A 16,770-nucleotide genomic window follows, 5' to 3' on the forward strand; every position below is an offset into this window, starting at 1 on the left:
GATTTCAAGCGGTAAAGGCGATAAGACCGACTAGGGTAATTTTGTACGTGTTCCGGGTGATCTCGTTCTGTCGTGGCGCCACCAGCGCCATCGATGGCCGGGCCACCGTGATCCGCAGCGTGCTGCGCGCTGCTCCGTCGCCGGACGACCCAGGTCGGCGGGGGGCACGTGCCGATCTGCGATCCATCCGATCGTCGCCGCAGGGCTCGCGCACCCACCGGAGGGAGGAATGATGTCCCTGCTCGGCAGTGTCGACCAGCCCGCCGACCTCCACCGGCCAAGCGGCGGCCGGCTCCGACCGCTCGACGGAGAACTCAAGCCGTTCCCGACGGAGACGGTCTGTCGACGTGGCGGCCACCTCGCGACCAGCGGGGACGCGCCGTGCCGCCCCCTTCCAGCAGAGGAAGGCAATCCCCGGATGAACCCACCCGCCGTCGCCCCGGCGACCCGCCGGATCGAGCAGGCGCGGGCGCAGGAGAACTTCCCCGTCGCGCTGCGGGTGCTGCCCCGTCGGCGCCGCCGCGACCTGCTCGCCCTCTATCGGTACGCGCGCCACGTCGACGACCTCGGTGACGAACCCCTCGCACCGGGGGTCGACCGGCTCGCCGCCCTCGACGAGGTGGAGACCGAGCTGCGGGCGCTGTACGCCGGCCGGCCGGTGACCGACCGGGTGGTGCGTGCCCTCGCGCCCACCGTGGCCGAGTGCCGCCTGCCGCTCGAACCCCTGCTCCGGTTGGTCGAGGCCAACCGGGTCGACCAGCACGTCCGCCGGTACGCGACGTTCGCGCAGCTGGTCGACTACTGCACCCTCTCGGCCAACCCGGTCGGGGAGCTGGTCCTGCACGTCTTCGGCCAGGCCGGGACGGCGCGGCTAGCGCTCTCCGACCGGATCTGCACCGCGCTGCAACTCGTCGAACACCTCCAGGACGTCGCCGAGGATCACCGCCGGGGCCGGGTCTACCTGCCCGCCGAGGACCTCGACCGATTCGGCGTCACCGAGGCCGATCTCGCCGGCCCCACCGCCGACCGGCGGCTGCGCGAGCTCATCGGCTTCGAAGCCGAGCGTGCCCGGGCCTGGCTGGAGGCGGGCGCCCCGCTGGTGGCGGACCTGCACGGGTGGGCGCGGCTGGCGGTGGGCGGCTATCTCGCCGGGGGCCGGGCGACGCTCGACGCACTGGCCGACGCCGACCACGACCCGCTGCGGGTGACCGTCCGTCCTCGGGGCCGCCGGGTCTTCGGTCGCTGGCTGAGCGCGATGGTGCGGAGCGCCGGATGACCGCGACCACGGACGTGGCGGCCGCCTACCGCCGCTGCGAGGACATCACCCGCAGTCAGGCCGCCAACTTCGCGTACGGCATCCGACTGCTGCCGCCGGCGAAACGCCGCGTCCTCTCGGCCATCTACGCCACCGCCCGTCGTATCGACGACATCGGCGACGGCCACCTGCCGCCGGCGGAGAAGCTGGAGCTGCTCGGGGAGACCCGGGCGGCCCTGCGGCGGTTGCCCGGCAACAGCGGCGGCGACCCGGTCCTCACCGCGCTGGGTCACGCCGCCACCCGGATGCCGATCCCGCTGGAGGCGTTCGACGAGCTGATCGACGGCTGCGCGGCCGACGTGACCGGCCGGCGGTACGCCACCTTCGAGGAGTTGCACTGGTACTGCCGCTGTGTGGCGGGTTCCATCGGTCGGCTCTCCCTGGGCGTGTTCGGCACCGCCGACCCGGGTCGCGCCGCGCCGCTGGCCGACGCCCTCGGTGTGGCGTTGCAGCTGACCAACATCCTGCGCGACCTGGTCGAGGACCGGGTCGACGGGCGTATCTACCTGCCCGCCGAGGACCTGGAACGGTTCGGTTGCACGCTGAACCTGAACGACGGCGGGTTCACCGACCCGCCCGCGCGGCTCATCGAGCTGGTGCGTTACGAGGCGGACCGGGCCGCCCACTGGTACGACGTCGGGCTGCGACTCCTGCCGATGCTGGACCGGCGCAGCGCGGCGTGCACCGCCGCGATGGCCGGCATCTACCGGCGCCTGCTCGCACGCATCGCGGCCGACCCGCTGGCGGTCACCCACAGCCGGGTGTCCCTCCCCGGGCACGAGAAGGCCTGGGTGGCGGCCCGCGCACTGGTCGGGCGGTCGGCATGACCGGGTCGGTGGACCGGCCGTCGACCGGTACGGGCGGGGTCTGCGTGATCGGCGGCGGCCTGGCCGGCATCACGGCGGCCATCCGACTCGCCGACCTCGGCCTGCCGGTGACGTTGCTGGAGAGCCGGCCGGAGCTGGGCGGGGCCACCTACTCCCTGCGCCGTGACGGCCTGACCGTCGACACCGGGCAGCACGTCTTCCTGCGCTGCTACCACGCCTACCGAGGGTTGCTGGACCGGCTCGGGACCACCGCGGGCACCGACCTGCAGCCACGTTTCGCGGTGCCGGTACTGCTCCCGGGGCGGGCACCGCACCTGCTGGCCCGTCGCCGGCTCCCGGCCCCGGCGCATCTGCTGCCCGCGCTCGCCGGTTACCGGCTACTCAGTCCCGGTGAGCGGTTCGCCGCGGCGCGGGCCTGCGCCGCGCTGCGACACGTCGACCCGGATCGGCCCGCCACCGACGCGCGAAGCTTCGGCGACTGGCTGGTCGAACACGGCCAGAGCGACCGCAGCCGTCGGCGGCTCTGGGACCTGATCTGCGTGGCGGCGCTGAACCTGCCGTCCGGCGAGGCGTCGCTGTCGCTCGCCGCCCGGGTGTTCCGCACCGGGCTGTTGGACGAGGCGGACGGCGGCGACATCGGCCGGGCACTGGTCCCTCTGGTCGACCTGCACGCGGTCGCGGCCCGGCGGCTGCTGGCCCGGCTCGGCGCCTCGGTGCACACCCGGTCGCGGGTGCGCTGGATCCACCCGGAGTCCACGGGTTTCCGGATCGGGTTGAACGACGGCGAGCTGACCGCGGACGCTGTCGTGTTGGCCGTACCGCACCAGGTTGCCGCATCGCTGGTACCGCCGGCCGCCGCGCCCACCGCCGGCGACTGGCACCGGCTGGGCGCGGTGCCGATCGTCAACGTGCACCTGCGCTACGAACGGCGGGTCACCGCGCTGACGATGGCCGCCGCCGTGGAGTCCCCGGCGCAGTGGATCTTTGATCGGTCCGACCCGGGCGCCGACGACCAGCACCTGGTGGTCTCCCTGTCGGCCGCCGACGCCGATATCGACCGTCCCGCTGCCGAGCTGGTGGCGACGCAGCGCGCAGCCCTCGCCGAGCTGTTCCCGGCGGCCCGGCGCACTCCGGTGCGCGACGCGTTCGTGACCCGGGAGCCGCGGGCCACCTTCCGGCAGACCCCCGGTACGCGGGCGTACCGGCCGGTGCCGACCACCCGCCTGCCCGGGCTGGTCCTGGCCGGCGCATGGACCGACACCGGTTGGCCGGACACGATGGAGGGCGCGGTGCGCAGCGGCCGGGAGGCCGCCGACGTGGTCGCCCGCCAACTCGTGTCCCGGCCCCGACACCACACGGAGGCCGCACGATGACTGTTGTAGGCAGTAGCAGCACCGACCAGATCCAGAGCCACGTCGAGCCGGCCATCCGCGCGCTGCTCGACCGCCTGGACCCCGGCAACCGGCTGGTCGCGGGCTACCAGCTCGGCTACTGGGACGCCGACGGCTCGCCCGCCAACCGGCAGGGCAAGGGGCTGCGTCCGATGCTGGCACTGCTCTCGGCTCGGGCCGCCAACGCCGAGCCCGGGGCCGGCGTCCCGGCCGCCGCCGCGGTCGAGCTGGCGCACAACTTCTCGCTGCTGCACGACGACGTGATGGACGGTGACACCGAACGCCGTCATCGCCCGACCGCGTGGACGGTGTTCGGGGTCGGCCCGGCCATCCTCGCCGGCGACGCCCTCATCGGGCTGGCGTACGAGGCGCTCGTCGAGGTGCCCGGCGGATGTCCCGCGGCCCGCCGACTCGCCCTGGACGTCCGGGCGCTACTCGCCGGGCAGGCGTCCGACCTGGGCTTCGAGCGGCGCGACGACGTCACCCTCGACGAGTGCCTGACCATGGCCAGGAACAAGACCGCCGCGCTGCTCTCCGGCTCGTGCGCGCTCGGGGCACTGCTCTGCGGCGGCCCGCAGCCCCTGGTCGACGGCCTGTCCCGGTTCGGCCTCCACCTCGGGTTGGCGTTCCAACTCGTCGACGACCTGCTGGGGATCTGGGGCGATCCGCAGCGCACCGGAAAGCCGGTCGGCTCGGACCTGCGCTCCCGCAAGCGCAGCATCCCCGTCGTTCGCGCGGTGACCAGCGGGGGCAGCGCCGGCCGCGCCCTGGCCGAGCTGTACCGGTCGCCCGCGCCGTTGGCCGCTGACGACGTGACGCGGGCGAGTGACCTGATCGAGGAGACCGGGGCGCGCGAGTGGACCAGGCAACGGGCCCGGCAGGAGACCGAGCGGGCTCGGGCCGAACTGGCGGCCCTGGACCTGCCGCAGGACGTACGCGGCGAGCTGGCCGAGATCGCCGCCTTCATCACCGGGCGGGACCACTGATGACCGACCTGCTGTCTCCGGAGCCGACGGCGTCCGCCTCGATCGGCCCCCCGACCGGCGCGGATCCGTCCGGCACCGCCCGGGAGGCGCTGCGTCGCGCCCGGGACCACCTGCTCGGGTTGCAGGACGAGGCCGGCTGGTGGAAGGGCGAGTTGGCCACGAACGTCACCATGGACGCCGAGGACCTGCTGCTACGGCAGTTCCTCGGCATCCGTACCGCGGAGCAGACCAGTGAGTCGGCCCGGTGGATCCGGTCCCAGCAGCGGTCGGACGGGTCCTGGGCGACGTTCCACGGTGGGCCGGGCGACCTCTCCACCACCATCGAGGCCTACGTGGCGTTGCGGCTGGCCGACGACCCGCCGGAGGCGCCGCACATGGCCGCCGCCGCCCGGTTCGTCCGCGCGCAGGGCGGCCTGGCGGCGAGCCGGGTGTTCACCCGGTTCTGGCTGGCGCTCTTCGGCCACTGGCCGTGGTCCAGGCTGCCCGCCATTCCACCCGAGCTGGTGCTGCTGCCGTCCTGGATGCCGTTCAACATCTACGACTTCGCCTGCTGGGCCCGGCAGACCATTGTTCCACTGTCGATCGTCCGCGCGCTGCGTCCGGTGCGGGACCTCGGCTTCGCCGTCGACGAGCTGCGTACTGCGGCGCCGGCGACGAGGCCGCCGCAGCTCACCTCGCGGTCCGGACTGCTGTACCGGCTCGACCGGCTCGCCAACGGCTACGAGCGGATCGCACGGGGTCCGGTGCGCCGGCACGCCCTGCGGCGGGCCGCCGAGTGGGTGGTGGCCCGGCAGGAGGCCGACGGCTCGTGGGGTGGCATCCAGCCGCCCTGGGTCTACTCGCTGATGGCGCTGCACCTGCTCGGCTACCCCCTGAACCATCCCGTGCTGCGGGCCGGCCTGACCGGGCTGGACGGGTTCACCGTGCGGGAGCAGACGCCGGACGGCCCGGTCCGACGGTTGGAGGCGTGCCAGTCGCCGGTGTGGGACACCGCGCTCGCCGTCATCGCCCTCTCCGACGCCGGTCTGCCGGCCGGGCACCCCGCGCTGGTGCAGGCGGGCGACTGGCTGCTGGACGAGGAGATACAGGTCCGCGGCGACTGGGCCGTGCGCCGGCCGCACACCCCGGTCGGTGGTTGGGCCTTCGAGTTCGACAACGACGGGTACGCCGACACCGACGACACCGCAGAAGTGATCATGGCGTTGCGGCGGATTGGCGTACCCGTCGAGCCGGCCGTGTTGCGCGCGACCCGGTGGCTCGTCGGCATGCAGTGCCGCGACGGCGGCTGGGCCGCGTTCGACGCGGACAACACCCGTGCGGTCCTCGGCGACCTGCCGTTCTGCGACTTCGGCGAGGTCATCGACCCGCCCAGCGCCGACGTGACCGCCCACATCGTGGAGGCGCTGGCGGCGGAGAACTTCACCGGCACCGTGCCGCTGCGCCGCGCCGTGCACTGGCTGCTCCGGGCGCAGGAGCCGGACGGCTCCTGGTTCGGCCGCTGGGGCGCCAACCACGTGTACGGCACCGGGGCGGCGGTACCGGCCCTGGTCGCGGCCGGCCTGCCAGCCGGTCACCCGGCGATCCGCCGCGCCGTCGACTGGCTGCTCGCGCATCAGAACCCGGACGGCGGGTGGGGTGAGGATCTGCGTTCCTACCGGGACCCGGCCTGGATCGGGCGCGGCGAGTCAACCGCCTCGCAGACCGCTTGGGCGCTGCTCGCGCTGCACGCCGCCGGCCACGGCGCGGGGGAGCCGGCGAGTCGCGGCGTGGGTTGGCTCGTCGCCAGCCAGCGCCCGGACGGCGGCTGGGACGAGCCGCATTACACCGGCACCGGGTTCCCGGGCGACTTCTACATCAACTACGGGCTGTACCGGCTGGTCTTCCCGATCAGCGCGTTGGGACGGATCCTGGCCGCGCGGACCGACGAGGCCGAGGCCACGGTGACCCGGTGACGCGCCCGGACGGCCCGGCCGGAACGCTCTACGCGCCGATGCGCCTGGAAGCGGCCGCGCTGCGGCGCGGCCTGCCCGACCGACCGGGGCAACTGGCGCTGCGCCGCACCGGCGTCGGGCCGCGGCGCGCCCGCTCGGCCGTCACCGGCGGGCGTACCGGATCGGGCCCGGTCGCCGTCGCCGGCATCGGCGGGGGCCTGGCCCCCGACCTGGTCCCCGGCGACGTCGTGGTGGCCAGCGAGGTACGCGTCGACCCGCTGACCCCGTACGGGCCGCCGGGCGTGCTACGGATGCCGGACGCCGCCCTGCTCGCCGCCGCGCTGCGCCGACGCGGGCTGCGGGTGCACGTCGGCCCGGTGGTCAGCACCCACCGGCTGGTCGACGGTCCGACCCGGGCCCGGCTCGCCGCGACCGGCGCACTGGTCGCCGACCTCGAATCGGCGTGGTTGCTGGCCGGCGCCACCGCGCCGGCGGCCTGCGTCCGGGTGGTCGCCGACACCGCGGCCGGGACGCTGTACCGGCCGGCCACCCTGCCCCGGGTCCGTACCGCGCTGCGCGTGCTGCCGGCGGTCGCGGAGGCGCTGACCGAGTGGGCGGCGGCGGCGCGCAGCGTCCACCAGGTCGTGCTGGCCTCGCCCCGATCCTTCTGCGCCGGAGTCGAGCGGGCGATCGCGGTGGTGGAGCAGGCGCTGCGCCGGCACGGCCCACCGGTGTACGTGCGCAAACAGATCGTGCACAACACGCGGGTGGTGGCCGACCTGCGGGCCCGGGGAGCGGTCTTCGTCGACGAACTCGACGAGGTTCCCGACGGGGCGCTCACCGTCTTCTCGGCGCACGGCGTCGCACCGGCGGTACGCCAGGAGGCCGCCGACCGGCGGCTGCCGGTGATCGACGCCACCTGCCCCCTGGTCACGAAGGTGCACGCCGAGGCGCGTCGGTTCGTGGGCCGGGGCGACACGGTGCTGCTGATCGGGCACCCCGGTCACGAGGAGACCGACGGCACCCTCGGCGAGGCGCCGGAGCGGATCCGCCTGGTGCCCGACCCGGCCGCCGCGGAGACGGTGCGGGTGGACGATCCGGCCCGGGTGTCGTACCTGGTGCAGACCACGCTGGCGACGGACGAGGCGGCGGAGATCGTCGATGCGCTGCGGCGGCGGTTCCCGGCGCTGTCCGGTCCCGGCTCGGACGACATCTGCTACGCCACCACCAACCGGCAGCAGGCCGTCACCGCCGTCGCCGGGCAGGCCGACCTGGTCCTCGTGGTCGGCTCGGCCAACTCCTCGAACTCCCGGCGCCTCGTGGAGGTGGCGGAGCGCGCCGGCTCCCGGGCCCACCTGGTCGAGGACGTGGGCTGCGTCGACCTGCGCTGGCTGGACGGGGCCACGACGGTCGGCGTCACCGCGGGCGCCTCGGCGCCGCCGGGGCTGGTCGACGAGGTCGTCGCCGCCCTCACCGCGCTCGGGGCGGGGGAGGTGAGCGAACACACCGCTGCTGTGGAAGACGTGCGATTCACCCTTCCGAAAGAGGTACGTCAGCCGTGAGTATGCCAATGCGTCAAACCCTGCGGGTCGCGCAATACCTGGTCGGGCAGAAGCTGCGCCGGCGGGACCGGTTCCCGCTGCTGCTGGAGTTGGAACCGCTGTTCGCCTGCAATCTGAAGTGCGCGGGCTGTGGCAAGATCCAGCAGCCGGCGAGCCTGCTCAAGCGCCGGATGCCGGTGGAGCAGGCGTTGGCCGCCGTCGAGGAGTGCGGTGCGCCGATGATCTCCATTGCGGGTGGCGAACCGCTGATGCACCCGGAGATCCACACCCTCGTCGCGGAACTCGTGCGGCGCAAGAAGTTCGTGTTCCTCTGCACCAACGCGGTGCTGCTGCCCAAGAAGATCGAGAATTTCCGTCCGTCGCCGTACTTCGCCTTCACCGTGCACATCGACGGGCTCAAGGATCGGCACGACGCGTCGGTCTGCAAGGACGGCGTCTTCGACGAGGCGGTGGCGGCCGTACGGGACGCGCAGCGGCGCGGCTTCCGGGTCACCACCAACACCACGTTCTTCAACACCGACACCCCGCAGACCGTGATCGAGGTGCTCAACTACCTCAACGACGACCTGCGCGTCGACGAGATGATGCTCTCGCCGGCGTACGCCTACGAGAAGGCTCCGGACCAGGAGCATTTCCTGGGCGTCGCGGAGACCCGGGAGCTGTTCCGCAAGGCGTTCGCCGGTGGTCGGCGGGCGCGTTGGCGGCTCAACCACTCGCCGCTGTTCCTGGATTTCCTCGAAGGACGCGTGGACTTCCCGTGCACCGCGTGGGCGATCCCGTCGTACTCGCTGCTGGGCTGGCAGCGGCCCTGCTACCTGATGGCCGACGGTTACGCCGAAACCTACCGGGAGCTGCTCGACGAGACCGACTGGGACAGCTACGGCCGGGGGCGCGACCCCCGCTGCGCGAACTGCATGGCGCACTGCGGGTACGAGCCGACGGCGGTGCTGGCCACCATGTCCTCGCTGCGTCAGTCGCTGCGGGCGGCCCGGTTGAACTGAACGCCGTGCCCACGGAACAACGGCCTGGTCAGCCGAACCGGCTGGCCAGGCGGCGGTACACCGCCGGCAGCAGGCCCTGCACCGCCACCGGCACCCGCAGCCAGGCCGGCAGATAGACCTCGGCCTGGTTCCGGACGATCGCGTCGGCCACCGCGGCGGCCACCCGGTCCGGCGGTATCGCCCGGGGCCGGTCCCGGTGGTACGGCCGGCCTCGGCGCTCGAAGAACGCTGTCTGCACCACCCCCGGCACGACCACCGTCACGCCGACCCGACGGCAGGCCGATTCCAGCCGGAGACTCCGCGCGAAGGTGTCCAGGCCGGCCTTGCTGGCCGCGTACACGGCTTCCTCGGCCACTCCCAGCCGGCCCGCGATCGAGCCGACGAAGACGAGGTGCCCACCGCGGTCGCACATCCCGGGCAGCAGCGCCCGGGTCAACTCGACCGGGGCCCGCAGGTTCACCGCGAGCACCTCCTCGGCGCGCTCGGCCGGCATCGTGCCGAACGGCCCCGCCCAGCCGACTCCGGCGTTGTTGACCAGCACGTCCACCCGGCCGTACCGCTCCATCGCCCGCGCGGCCAGCTGTCCGGCGGCGTCGGGCCGGCTCAGGTCGGCCAGCAGCGGAATCGCGCCGGTCTCGGTGGCGATCCGGTCGAGCCGGTCCGGGTCCCGGCCGACGGCGAGGACGTGGCTGCCGGCCCGGGTGAGCCGCCGTACCAACGCGGCCCCGATGCCCGACGAGGCGCCGGTGACCAGGACCACCGACCCGGTCAGGCGCACCGGCGTACCCCCGGTGGCGCCGGCCCGGCGGACGCCGCGACGTCGGCCCCCAGTTCGTCGCCGCCCACGGCCGGTTCGCCGCCGTCGTTTCCGCTCCGGGACACGGCGTCCCTACCCGTAGCCGCGTCGACGTCGGCGAGTAGTTCGGCCAGGTCGGCGCGGAGCGCGGCCACCAGGGCGGGGCCGCTGTCGGCGAGCGACTCGTCCAGCAGCACCCCGATCTCGAAGGTGGGGCCGCACCGCAGCACGCCGATGCCCACCGGTACCCCGTCGGCCAGGGCGACCACCGGGGTGGCCGTCCGCACCGGCGCACCGGCCAGCCGGTGTGTCCGAAACGGCGCCGGCATGTAGGAGACGATGACGTTGAGGTGCCGGCTGGTGTAGACACGGCGGGCCGCCGCCGCGTGCAACGGCGCGGGGAGCGCGCCCATCGCCCGCATCACCAGGCCGGCGGCCTCGACCTCCCCGCTGGCGAGCGCGGCGCGCAGCGACCCACGTACGGCGGTGACCCGGTCGCGAGCCGCTGCCCGTTCCAGCGGAAGGTCGAGACTGACGGCGCCGGTCCAGTTTCCGTAGGTGGGCGCCCGCCGCCGTGGGCTGGTGGAGACCGCGAACATCGCCCGCAGCCGTGGGGGCGCCGGTGCCGGGTGGACCCGGTTCAGCGCGCCGGCGGTGAGGGCCACCATCAGTTCGCTGGTGTGCGCGCCGCAGGCCCGGGCCGCGCGAAGCACCTCGGCGGCGGGCAGGCTCGCGGTGAACAGCCGCCGACGCGGCGAGCTGAGGGGCCGGTTGAGCGGGCTGCGCGGCGCGGGTCCCTGCGTGGCGAGGCGGGCCAGCCCACGTGCGGTGAGCCGGGCCTGTCGGGCCAGCTCCCGGGCCCGTTCGCCCGGACGGCCGCGCTGGACGCCGCCCGGGGTCGGTGCGCGTCCCGCGCCCACTGCGGCACCGGCCCGGTCGTCGGCCGGAGCCACCGTCGGGACAGCGGTGGCGGGCGCAGCGCTCCGCGACGGGGTCCGGTCGCCGGGATCCATCAGGCGTTGCAGGACGCCGATCGCGGAGAGCCCGTCCCCGAGGCAGTGGTGCAGCTTGACCGCGACCCGGGTACGCCCGTCGGGAAGGCCGCTGACCAGCAGCATCCGCCAGGGCGGACGGTCCAGGGCCAGCGGGTCCGACCAGAACCGGTCCACCGCGGCACCGCCGTCGTCGTCGGGCCCGACCCGGACCTCGTCGACGTGCGCGGCGGCGTCGGCCTGCCGGTCGACGACCCAACCGGGCCGACGCCACCGTCCCCGGGACACCAGGCGGCGACGCAGGGTCGCGATCGCGGGCAGCCGTCGGGCCAGTAACGCGGTCAGGTCCGCCCGGGTGAGCGGCCGGCCGTCCGGGCGAGGGTCCAGATCCAGCACGGTACCGATCTGCTGGGCCACCGTGGGCGATTGCACGTGTACGAAGAACGCGTCCTGGGCGCGCAGCGGCCAGCTCGGCGGCCTGCCGCCCGGCGCCCTTCCGCCCGGCCGTGAACCGGCCGGTACCTCTGCCTCTGCCGGCGGTCGCCGATCGGCCAGCGCCGGCAGCCCGAGGTACGGCAGGAACGGCTCGGGTGGGACCTCGACCAGGCGGGCCGGCGGTCGACCGACCAGTCGGGTACGGACGCACGCGACGAGGGCTGCCGGATCCCGGGCGGTCTCGGCGAGCCCGGCGGCGGTCATCAGCGCGGCGTTGGCCGCCCCGTGCGCGGCGATGGGCCGGTACATGACGACCGGTGTGCCGGTGGCCCACGCCTCCAGCGCCGTGGCCCCGCCGGCGTTGGTGACCAGCAGCCGGGCGGCCCGCAGCAGGGTGGGCATGTCGTCGACCCACCGGCGGACCACCAGCCGGCCCGGGGGAGCGTGCACCGCCTCCAGCCGGTCCGCGAGCCCCTCGTTGCGCCCACACACGGCGACCACCTGCACCGCGTCCCCGATGCCGACCAGCGCGACGATCGCCTCCTCCACCGCACCGAAGCCGTACGAGCCGCAGGCGACCACCACCGGCGCCCGATCCGGGTCGAGACCGCAGCGCCGGGCGGCCTCGGCCTGGTCCCCGGGATGGAACCGGTCGAGTACCGGCGGGGCACAGACGCCGAGCGGTGCCCCGGGCGCGGCGACGGCCGCCACCGGCAGCGCCGACGGATGCACCACGACGTCCAGGTCGAGCTGCGGGTAGACCCAGAACGGGTGCGGGGCGAAGTCGGAGACCCAGGCGCCCATCGGCACGTCGAGCCCGCGATGCCGACGGAGCCAGGCCAGCCCCGCACTGCCCAGCGGATACGTCGAGACGATCAGGTCGGGGTCGAACGCCTCGATGGCCGGTGCGAGCCGCCGGCCCGCCCACGCGCCGGTGAACCACTTGGAGGACGTGGCGAACCAGCGGTGCCGCCACAGCGAGGCCCAGAAGAACTCGTACAACCAGGGCGTCATCGCGACATTGGTGACGTAGGTGCGCCGGAAACCACGGCCGACGCCCGGCCCCATGACCTCCAGCGTGTCGACCCATCCGACCCGGCTCCCCGGCCAGAGCGCGTGGACGCGCTCCTCGAGCGCCCGGCCGGTGGCGTCGTGACCACCACCGATGTCGGCCGAGACCACCAGCACGCGCCGGGCGATCCGCTCGGCCGGCTCGGACCCGGCGGGTGGGGCCGGCCGATTGGGCGTGTTCATCCGCCGCTCGCACGGTCGGTGCGATTCCCGGCCGAAGACGGGTATGCGCAGGTGTTCCGGGCGGCCCCGTCCGGCGTCCAGGACCACGGGAATCCGTCATGGCCATCGGCTTCGTGCTCGCGATCATCGCCGCGTCCTGCAGCGCCAGTGCGGCGATCGTGCAGTCGATCGGCGTCCGCCGGGTGGCGGCCACCGAACACCTCGACCCGCGTCTGCTGTTGCGGTTGGTACGCAACGGCCTGTACGCGACGGGTCTGGTGCTGGATGGCGCGTCTTCGCTGCTCACCTTCGCCGCGCTGCGGACCACACCGCTCTTCGCCGTTCAGGCGGTGCAGGCGGCCAACCTCGGGATGGTCGCGGTCATCGCCCTGTTCGTGTTGCGGATCCGGCTCGGCGTCCGGGACTGGGTGTCGATCGGCGCGGTGGTGGTTGGTCTGGTGCTCCTGGTGACCACGGCGGCCAGTCGGCCGCCGACCGAGGTGTCGGGGTCGGCCGGCTGGTGGCTGCTCGCGGTGGTGCTCGCCCTGGCCGTCGCGGCGTACCTGGCCAGTCCCCGAATGTGCGGGCCGGCCGTGCCGGGTCTCCTCGCCGGGCTGTCGTTCGGCTGCGCGGCGCTCGGGGCCCGGCTGATCGGCCGGGCCGGCTCGGTCGGCGACCTGCTGACCAGCCCGGCCACGTACGCCGTGGTGCTGGCGGGGCTGACCGGCCTGCTGCTCTATGCCACCGCCCTGCAATTGGGCACGGTCACCGTGGCCTCCGCGTCGACCACCCTCGGGCAGACCGTGGCCCCGGCGGTGGCCGGCTGGCTGCTGCTCGGTGACGGGGTACGGCCCGGGTACGTGCCCGTGGCGGCGGTGGGGTTCGCGCTGGCCGTCGCCGGGGCGGTCGCGCTCGCCCGGCACGCCGAGCCGCACCCGCCGCAGCGCGAGGGGGCGACCCGCAGCCGGTGCTGAACCGGGACGCGCGGACGCGGTCGCTGACATGTGGGTGCTCCCAGGCGATGCGCGGCAAAGGGACACTGCCCCTTTAGAGATGATCGTCAGCTTAACGAGCCATTTGCAGTTGATTGGGATACTTTCCAACTCTCGGCATCGGACGCGGGGGCGGAGGACAGAACGGAGCGGAGTCATGGCAGCGGGCAGACCGTCGCCGGCCGGCAAACGGCCGCCGCGGCCGCTCGGCGTACCCGCGCTGGTTCCCGTGCCGCGCGTCTGGTGGTTCGACCTACTCCTGCTCGTCGCGCTGGTCGCGCTGACCGCCGCCTTGGTCTGGTGGTCGCCGCTGCTGCGGCTGGACATCATCGTTCGGGACTGGTGCGATCAGCACCGCCCGCCGCCGGTGGGCACGATGATGTTGATCTTCGACTACCTCGGGCAGGGCGGGGCGATCCTGACGGTGACCCTGCTGGTCTCCTTCTGGCTCGCCTGGCGGCACCGGTCGGTACGTCCGATCATTCCGGCCGGGTTGGCACCGATCATCAGCACTTTGCTGATCGTGGGGCTGAAGCGGTGGACCTCGCGCGGCGCCCCGCACCACGGGTCGGTCCGGATGTTCAGCGACGGGGTCGAGGAGTTCTACCCCTCGGGGCACGTGAGCAACAGCATCGTCTACTACGGGGTGCTGGCGATGCTGCTCGCGCCGTACCTGCCCGTGGTCGCCCGCCGGCTGCTGCAGTGGCTGCCCGGCGTGCTCACCTTCGTCGGCACCACCTACCTGGGCTACCACTGGCTCACCGACAGCATCGGCGGCTACCTGCTCGGGCTGCTGATCGTCCGGCTGCTCCTGCGGGTGCCGTGGCGGACCGTACGCCTGCCGCGCTGGCTGGACCGACCGCCCCATCGAACTGGCCCCGGACGGCCCGTTTGACCCGGTCCGTACGGGGCAACCGCGAGCGACCGGAAACGCGGACGAGCGGCCCAGCCGACGTCCCCGACCCGGTCGCGGTGCTGCTGCGTCAGCGCGGACCGACACGTGACGTCCCGTGGTCAAGGAGGCAGCCCAGGTGAGCCGCCCGGCTGGCGCACAGTGAACGCGGTGTGGGAGATGGCGGCCGGAATTCCGGTCGCCCTCGGCGCCGCGGCGGCGTTCGCCGGCTCGTCGGTCCTGCAGTTCCGCGCCTCCCACCAGGTGCCCGAGGCGCCGGCCGGCCGACCCAGCCTGCTGTTGGCCCTCTTTCGCCTGCGGGGCTGGCGGTGGTCCGTGGTGCTCGCGTTGGTGGCGTTCGCCCTCCAGGTCGCGGCGTTGAGCCTGATCCCGCTGATCCTGGTGCAGCCACTGCTGGTGACCGGGCTGGTCTGGTACATCCTGATGTTCGCCGCGGCCGGGCACGACCGCGTCGACCGGACGATGCTCCTGGAGTCGATGCTCTGCCTGCTCGGGCTCGCCGCGTTCCTGGTGATCGCCCAGCCGACCCGGGGTCAGGGGCAGGGCCTCGAGTCGTTCTGGCCGGCGTTCCTGCTCTGCGTCGCCGTGGTCGTCGGCGTGGGACTGAGCGTGGTGGCCGCGCTGGGGATGGACCGGCGCTGGCGACCGCTGCCCCTGGCCATCGCGGCCGGCATCTGTTACGGAGTGACGGCCGGCCTGATCAGCAGCCTGGCGCTCCACCTCGAAGAGAGCCCGGCGGCGATCTTCGGTCAGTGGCAGGCGTACGCCATCGCCGTGCTCGGCCCGTTCGGGGTGCTGCTCAGCCAGAACGCCTACCAGGCCGGCCCGATGGGCGCGCCCGCGCTCGCCGCCATCACGGTCACCGATCCGCTGGTGGCCATCCTGGTCGGGCTGTTCTGGTTGGACGAGTGGATCCGCACCGGCCCGTGGCTCGTCGGTCAGGCGCTCGCCCTGGCCCTCGTGGTGGGCGCGGTCTTCCTGCTCGCCAGGCGGGCACCGCACGTCGACGGCGCCTGAAGGTCGCCGAGCCGGGACGTGGGCGGTCCGTGTCGATGACGTAGCCCAGCCGCGCCAACCCACCGACCTTGCGTGGCCGATCGGGTTGACACGGGCGCGTCGAGACGCAACAGTGAACCAAATGGTTTACCGTCAGTTCGCGGCCCTGGGCGACCCGACCCGCCTGGCCATCGTCGAGCGGCTCGCCCGCGGGCCGACGTCCGCCGGTGACCTCGCGGCGCCGACGTCGCTGTCGCTGCCCGCCGTGCTCAAGCACCTCCGCGTGTTGGAGGAGGCGGGCCTGGTGACGACGGTCAAGCGTGGTCGGGTGCGTGAGTGCCGGCTGCGCGACGACGCGCTCGTCGCCGTGGCCACGTGGACCGCACAGCAGCAGGCGCTCTGGTCGACCCGGCTGGACGCTCTCGGCACCCTCCTGGAGGACCTGTGACCACCGCTCCGTTCCTGTCGTTCGACCTCGACCGCACGTACCCCGCGCCGCCCGAGCGGGTGTGGGCCGCCTTCACCCGCGCCGACCTGCTGGAGCGTTGGGTCTGCCCCGACCCGGAGTGGCGCGTGTCGACCTGTGAGGTCGACGCCCGTGCGGGCGGAGGTTACCGGCTGCGGTTCGGCCCCCGCCCGGCCGGCGACTCGTACAGCGAGACGGCGACCTTCGCGGTCTTCGAGCCCGTGGAGCGGCTCGTGCTCGACGTGTTCACCGCGGGGGAGGACATGGCCGAGCGCTCCCGTTGCACGGTGCTGCTCCTGCCGGTCGAGGACGGAACCCGGCTTGAGCTCACGGTCGAGGGCCTGTCGGGCGTGGAGTCCGCCGAGCACATGCGGGAGGGCTGGCAGTGGTGCCTGGAGGGCATCGCCGCGCAGCTCGGCGACGCCGAGTGAGCGCGCGGACTCGTATACCAGGCTGCTCACGACGGTGACCTGGCCGCGGCCGGCACCCACCGACAAGACCCAGGCCATCGTGTACGCCGACCGGGACTGTGCTCAGGCGGTGTGCTCGGCGACCAGCTGCCCATCGACATAGGCCCTGACCTGCTGCGGGCGAAAGCCGGCGAAGAGCAGCTTGCGTTCCTTCTCGACGAGCACCGCGTGCCGTTCCTCCTGCCCGACCACGAACTCGTACCGCTTGACCAGCTCGACCGACAGGACCCGCAGCTCCTGGCGAACGGGTTGACCATTCACCAGGATCGACAGACCGCCCCAGAACTTGTCGAACGAGAATGTCACCTCGTGCCGCTCCCGGACACCGACGTCAAAGGTGAACCTCACCCACCCGATTCTGCCGTACGACCAGGGTCGTTGTTGTCCCGAGCCATGCGCGTCCGAATGCGGCGCGCCTGCACCTCACGCCGCGCGCTGCCCGCGTTCACGAAACGAAGCCGACA

Annotated in this window: 15 protein-coding genes and 1 pseudogene; 13 read left to right on the forward strand and 3 right to left on the reverse strand. The window is 73.7% G+C overall.

Annotation, left to right across the window (positions count from 1 at the left end; translation table 11 throughout):
• The first annotated feature begins 418 nt into the window (after nt 1-418).
• The 8 genes and pseudogenes from hpnC (at nt 419) to hpnH (ending at nt 9,013) form a co-directional block, all read left to right on the forward strand.
• Complete coding sequence (gene hpnC / locus ACFQGL_RS06010; RefSeq protein WP_377506583.1) at nt 419-1,276, forward strand: squalene synthase HpnC; 858 nt, start codon at nt 419-421, stop codon at nt 1,274-1,276.
• The gene (gene hpnD, locus ACFQGL_RS06015; RefSeq protein ID WP_377506587.1) at nt 1,273-2,142 is read left to right on the forward strand and encodes a presqualene diphosphate synthase HpnD; all 870 of its coding nucleotides are present in this window, start codon (nt 1,273-1,275) and stop codon (nt 2,140-2,142) included. The genes hpnC and hpnD overlap by 4 nt, the downstream gene beginning before the upstream one ends.
• Nucleotides 2,139-3,515, forward strand: a complete 1,377-nt coding sequence (gene hpnE / locus ACFQGL_RS06020; RefSeq protein WP_377506590.1) for a hydroxysqualene dehydroxylase HpnE — start codon at nt 2,139-2,141, stop codon at nt 3,513-3,515. The genes hpnD and hpnE overlap by 4 nt, the downstream gene beginning before the upstream one ends.
• Nucleotides 3,512-4,519 (forward strand): polyprenyl synthetase family protein, encoded by a 1,008-nt coding sequence (locus tag ACFQGL_RS06025; protein WP_377506593.1) that lies wholly within the window; start codon nt 3,512-3,514, stop codon nt 4,517-4,519. The genes hpnE and ACFQGL_RS06025 overlap by 4 nt, the downstream gene beginning before the upstream one ends.
• The gene (gene shc / locus ACFQGL_RS06030; RefSeq protein ID WP_377506596.1) at nt 4,519-6,471 is read left to right on the forward strand and encodes a squalene--hopene cyclase; all 1,953 of its coding nucleotides are present in this window, start codon (nt 4,519-4,521) and stop codon (nt 6,469-6,471) included. Before ACFQGL_RS06025 ends, shc begins: the two co-directional genes overlap by 1 nt.
• A gap of 38 nt (nt 6,472-6,509) precedes the next feature.
• Nucleotides 6,510-6,992: pseudogene (locus ACFQGL_RS06035) on the forward strand (phosphorylase family protein); the annotation flags it as partial.
• Between the two features lie 60 nt (nt 6,993-7,052).
• Nucleotides 7,053-8,012, forward strand: coding sequence for a 4-hydroxy-3-methylbut-2-enyl diphosphate reductase (gene ispH / locus ACFQGL_RS06040; RefSeq protein WP_377507178.1), 960 nt, complete (start codon nt 7,053-7,055; stop codon nt 8,010-8,012).
• Between the two features lie 8 nt (nt 8,013-8,020).
• Nucleotides 8,021-9,013 (forward strand): adenosyl-hopene transferase HpnH, encoded by a 993-nt coding sequence (gene hpnH / locus ACFQGL_RS06045; protein WP_377506599.1) that lies wholly within the window; start codon nt 8,021-8,023, stop codon nt 9,011-9,013.
• A 28-nt stretch (nt 9,014-9,041) separates the two neighbouring features.
• On the opposite strand, the gene ACFQGL_RS06050 is transcribed toward hpnH, so the two are convergent.
• Together ACFQGL_RS06050 and ACFQGL_RS06055 are read right to left on the reverse strand one after the other, a co-directional pair.
• A complete protein-coding gene (locus ACFQGL_RS06050) occupies nt 9,042-9,791 on the reverse strand; it encodes an SDR family NAD(P)-dependent oxidoreductase (RefSeq protein ID WP_377506602.1) in 750 nt (249 codons plus the stop codon).
• A complete protein-coding gene (locus tag ACFQGL_RS06055) occupies nt 9,782-12,490 on the reverse strand; it encodes a wax ester/triacylglycerol synthase domain-containing protein (protein WP_377506605.1) in 2,709 nt (902 codons plus the stop codon). Before ACFQGL_RS06055 ends, ACFQGL_RS06050 begins: the two co-directional genes overlap by 10 nt.
• A gap of 98 nt (nt 12,491-12,588) precedes the next feature.
• On the opposite strand from ACFQGL_RS06055, the gene ACFQGL_RS06060 reads away from it, so the two are divergent.
• The 5 genes from ACFQGL_RS06060 (at nt 12,589) to ACFQGL_RS06080 (ending at nt 16,267) form a co-directional block, all read left to right on the forward strand.
• Nucleotides 12,589-13,443 (forward strand): hypothetical protein, encoded by an 855-nt coding sequence (locus tag ACFQGL_RS06060; protein ID WP_377506608.1) that lies wholly within the window; start codon nt 12,589-12,591, stop codon nt 13,441-13,443.
• 175 nt (nt 13,444-13,618) lie between these two features.
• Entirely contained in the window at nt 13,619-14,356 is a 738-nt protein-coding gene (locus ACFQGL_RS06065) for a phosphatase PAP2 family protein (protein WP_377506611.1), read from the forward strand.
• Between the two features lie 177 nt (nt 14,357-14,533).
• Nucleotides 14,534-15,391, forward strand: a complete 858-nt coding sequence (locus tag ACFQGL_RS06070; protein ID WP_377507181.1) for a DMT family transporter — start codon at nt 14,534-14,536, stop codon at nt 15,389-15,391.
• A 121-nt stretch (nt 15,392-15,512) separates the two neighbouring features.
• Nucleotides 15,513-15,818: an ArsR/SmtB family transcription factor gene (locus tag ACFQGL_RS06075; protein ID WP_377506614.1), complete on the forward strand. Its 306-nt coding sequence runs from the start codon at nt 15,513-15,515 to the stop codon at nt 15,816-15,818.
• Complete coding sequence (locus tag ACFQGL_RS06080) at nt 15,815-16,267, forward strand: SRPBCC family protein (RefSeq protein ID WP_377506617.1); 453 nt, start codon at nt 15,815-15,817, stop codon at nt 16,265-16,267. The genes ACFQGL_RS06075 and ACFQGL_RS06080 overlap by 4 nt, the downstream gene beginning before the upstream one ends.
• Nucleotides 16,268-16,369: 102 nt before the next feature.
• Here the strand turns inward: ACFQGL_RS06080 and ACFQGL_RS06085 are convergent, their stop codons facing one another.
• Nucleotides 16,370-16,654 (reverse strand): hypothetical protein, encoded by a 285-nt coding sequence (locus ACFQGL_RS06085; RefSeq protein WP_377506620.1) that lies wholly within the window; start codon nt 16,652-16,654, stop codon nt 16,370-16,372.
• Between the last annotated feature and the right edge of the window lie 116 nt (nt 16,655-16,770).

It is taken from the genome of Micromonospora vulcania, assembly GCF_042658605.1.
GTDB lineage: Bacteria > Actinomycetota > Actinomycetes > Mycobacteriales > Micromonosporaceae > Micromonospora > Micromonospora vulcania.

Bases quoted from the DNA above. Each gene is read 5' to 3' on its own strand.
- hpnC (WP_377506583.1), top strand. From the start codon at position 419: ATGAACCCACCCGCCGTCGCCCCGGCGACCCGCCGGATCGAGCAGGCG.
- hpnD (WP_377506587.1), top strand. From the start codon at position 1,273: ATGACCGCGACCACGGACGTGGCGGCCGCCTACCGCCGCTGCGAGGAC.
- hpnE (WP_377506590.1), top strand. From the start codon at position 2,139: ATGACCGGGTCGGTGGACCGGCCGTCGACCGGTACGGGCGGGGTCTGC.
- ACFQGL_RS06025 (WP_377506593.1), top strand. From the start codon at position 3,512: ATGACTGTTGTAGGCAGTAGCAGCACCGACCAGATCCAGAGCCACGTC.
- shc (WP_377506596.1), top strand. From the start codon at position 4,519: ATGACCGACCTGCTGTCTCCGGAGCCGACGGCGTCCGCCTCGATCGGC.
- hpnH (WP_377506599.1), top strand. From the start codon at position 8,021: ATGCGTCAAACCCTGCGGGTCGCGCAATACCTGGTCGGGCAGAAGCTG.
- ACFQGL_RS06055 (WP_377506605.1), bottom strand. From the start codon at position 12,490: ATGAACACGCCCAATCGGCCGGCCCCACCCGCCGGGTCCGAGCCGGCC.
- ACFQGL_RS06060 (WP_377506608.1), top strand. From the start codon at position 12,589: ATGGCCATCGGCTTCGTGCTCGCGATCATCGCCGCGTCCTGCAGCGCC.
- ACFQGL_RS06065 (WP_377506611.1), top strand. From the start codon at position 13,619: ATGGCAGCGGGCAGACCGTCGCCGGCCGGCAAACGGCCGCCGCGGCCG.
- ACFQGL_RS06070 (WP_377507181.1), top strand. From the start codon at position 14,534: ATGGCGGCCGGAATTCCGGTCGCCCTCGGCGCCGCGGCGGCGTTCGCC.
- ACFQGL_RS06075 (WP_377506614.1), top strand. From the start codon at position 15,513: ATGGTTTACCGTCAGTTCGCGGCCCTGGGCGACCCGACCCGCCTGGCC.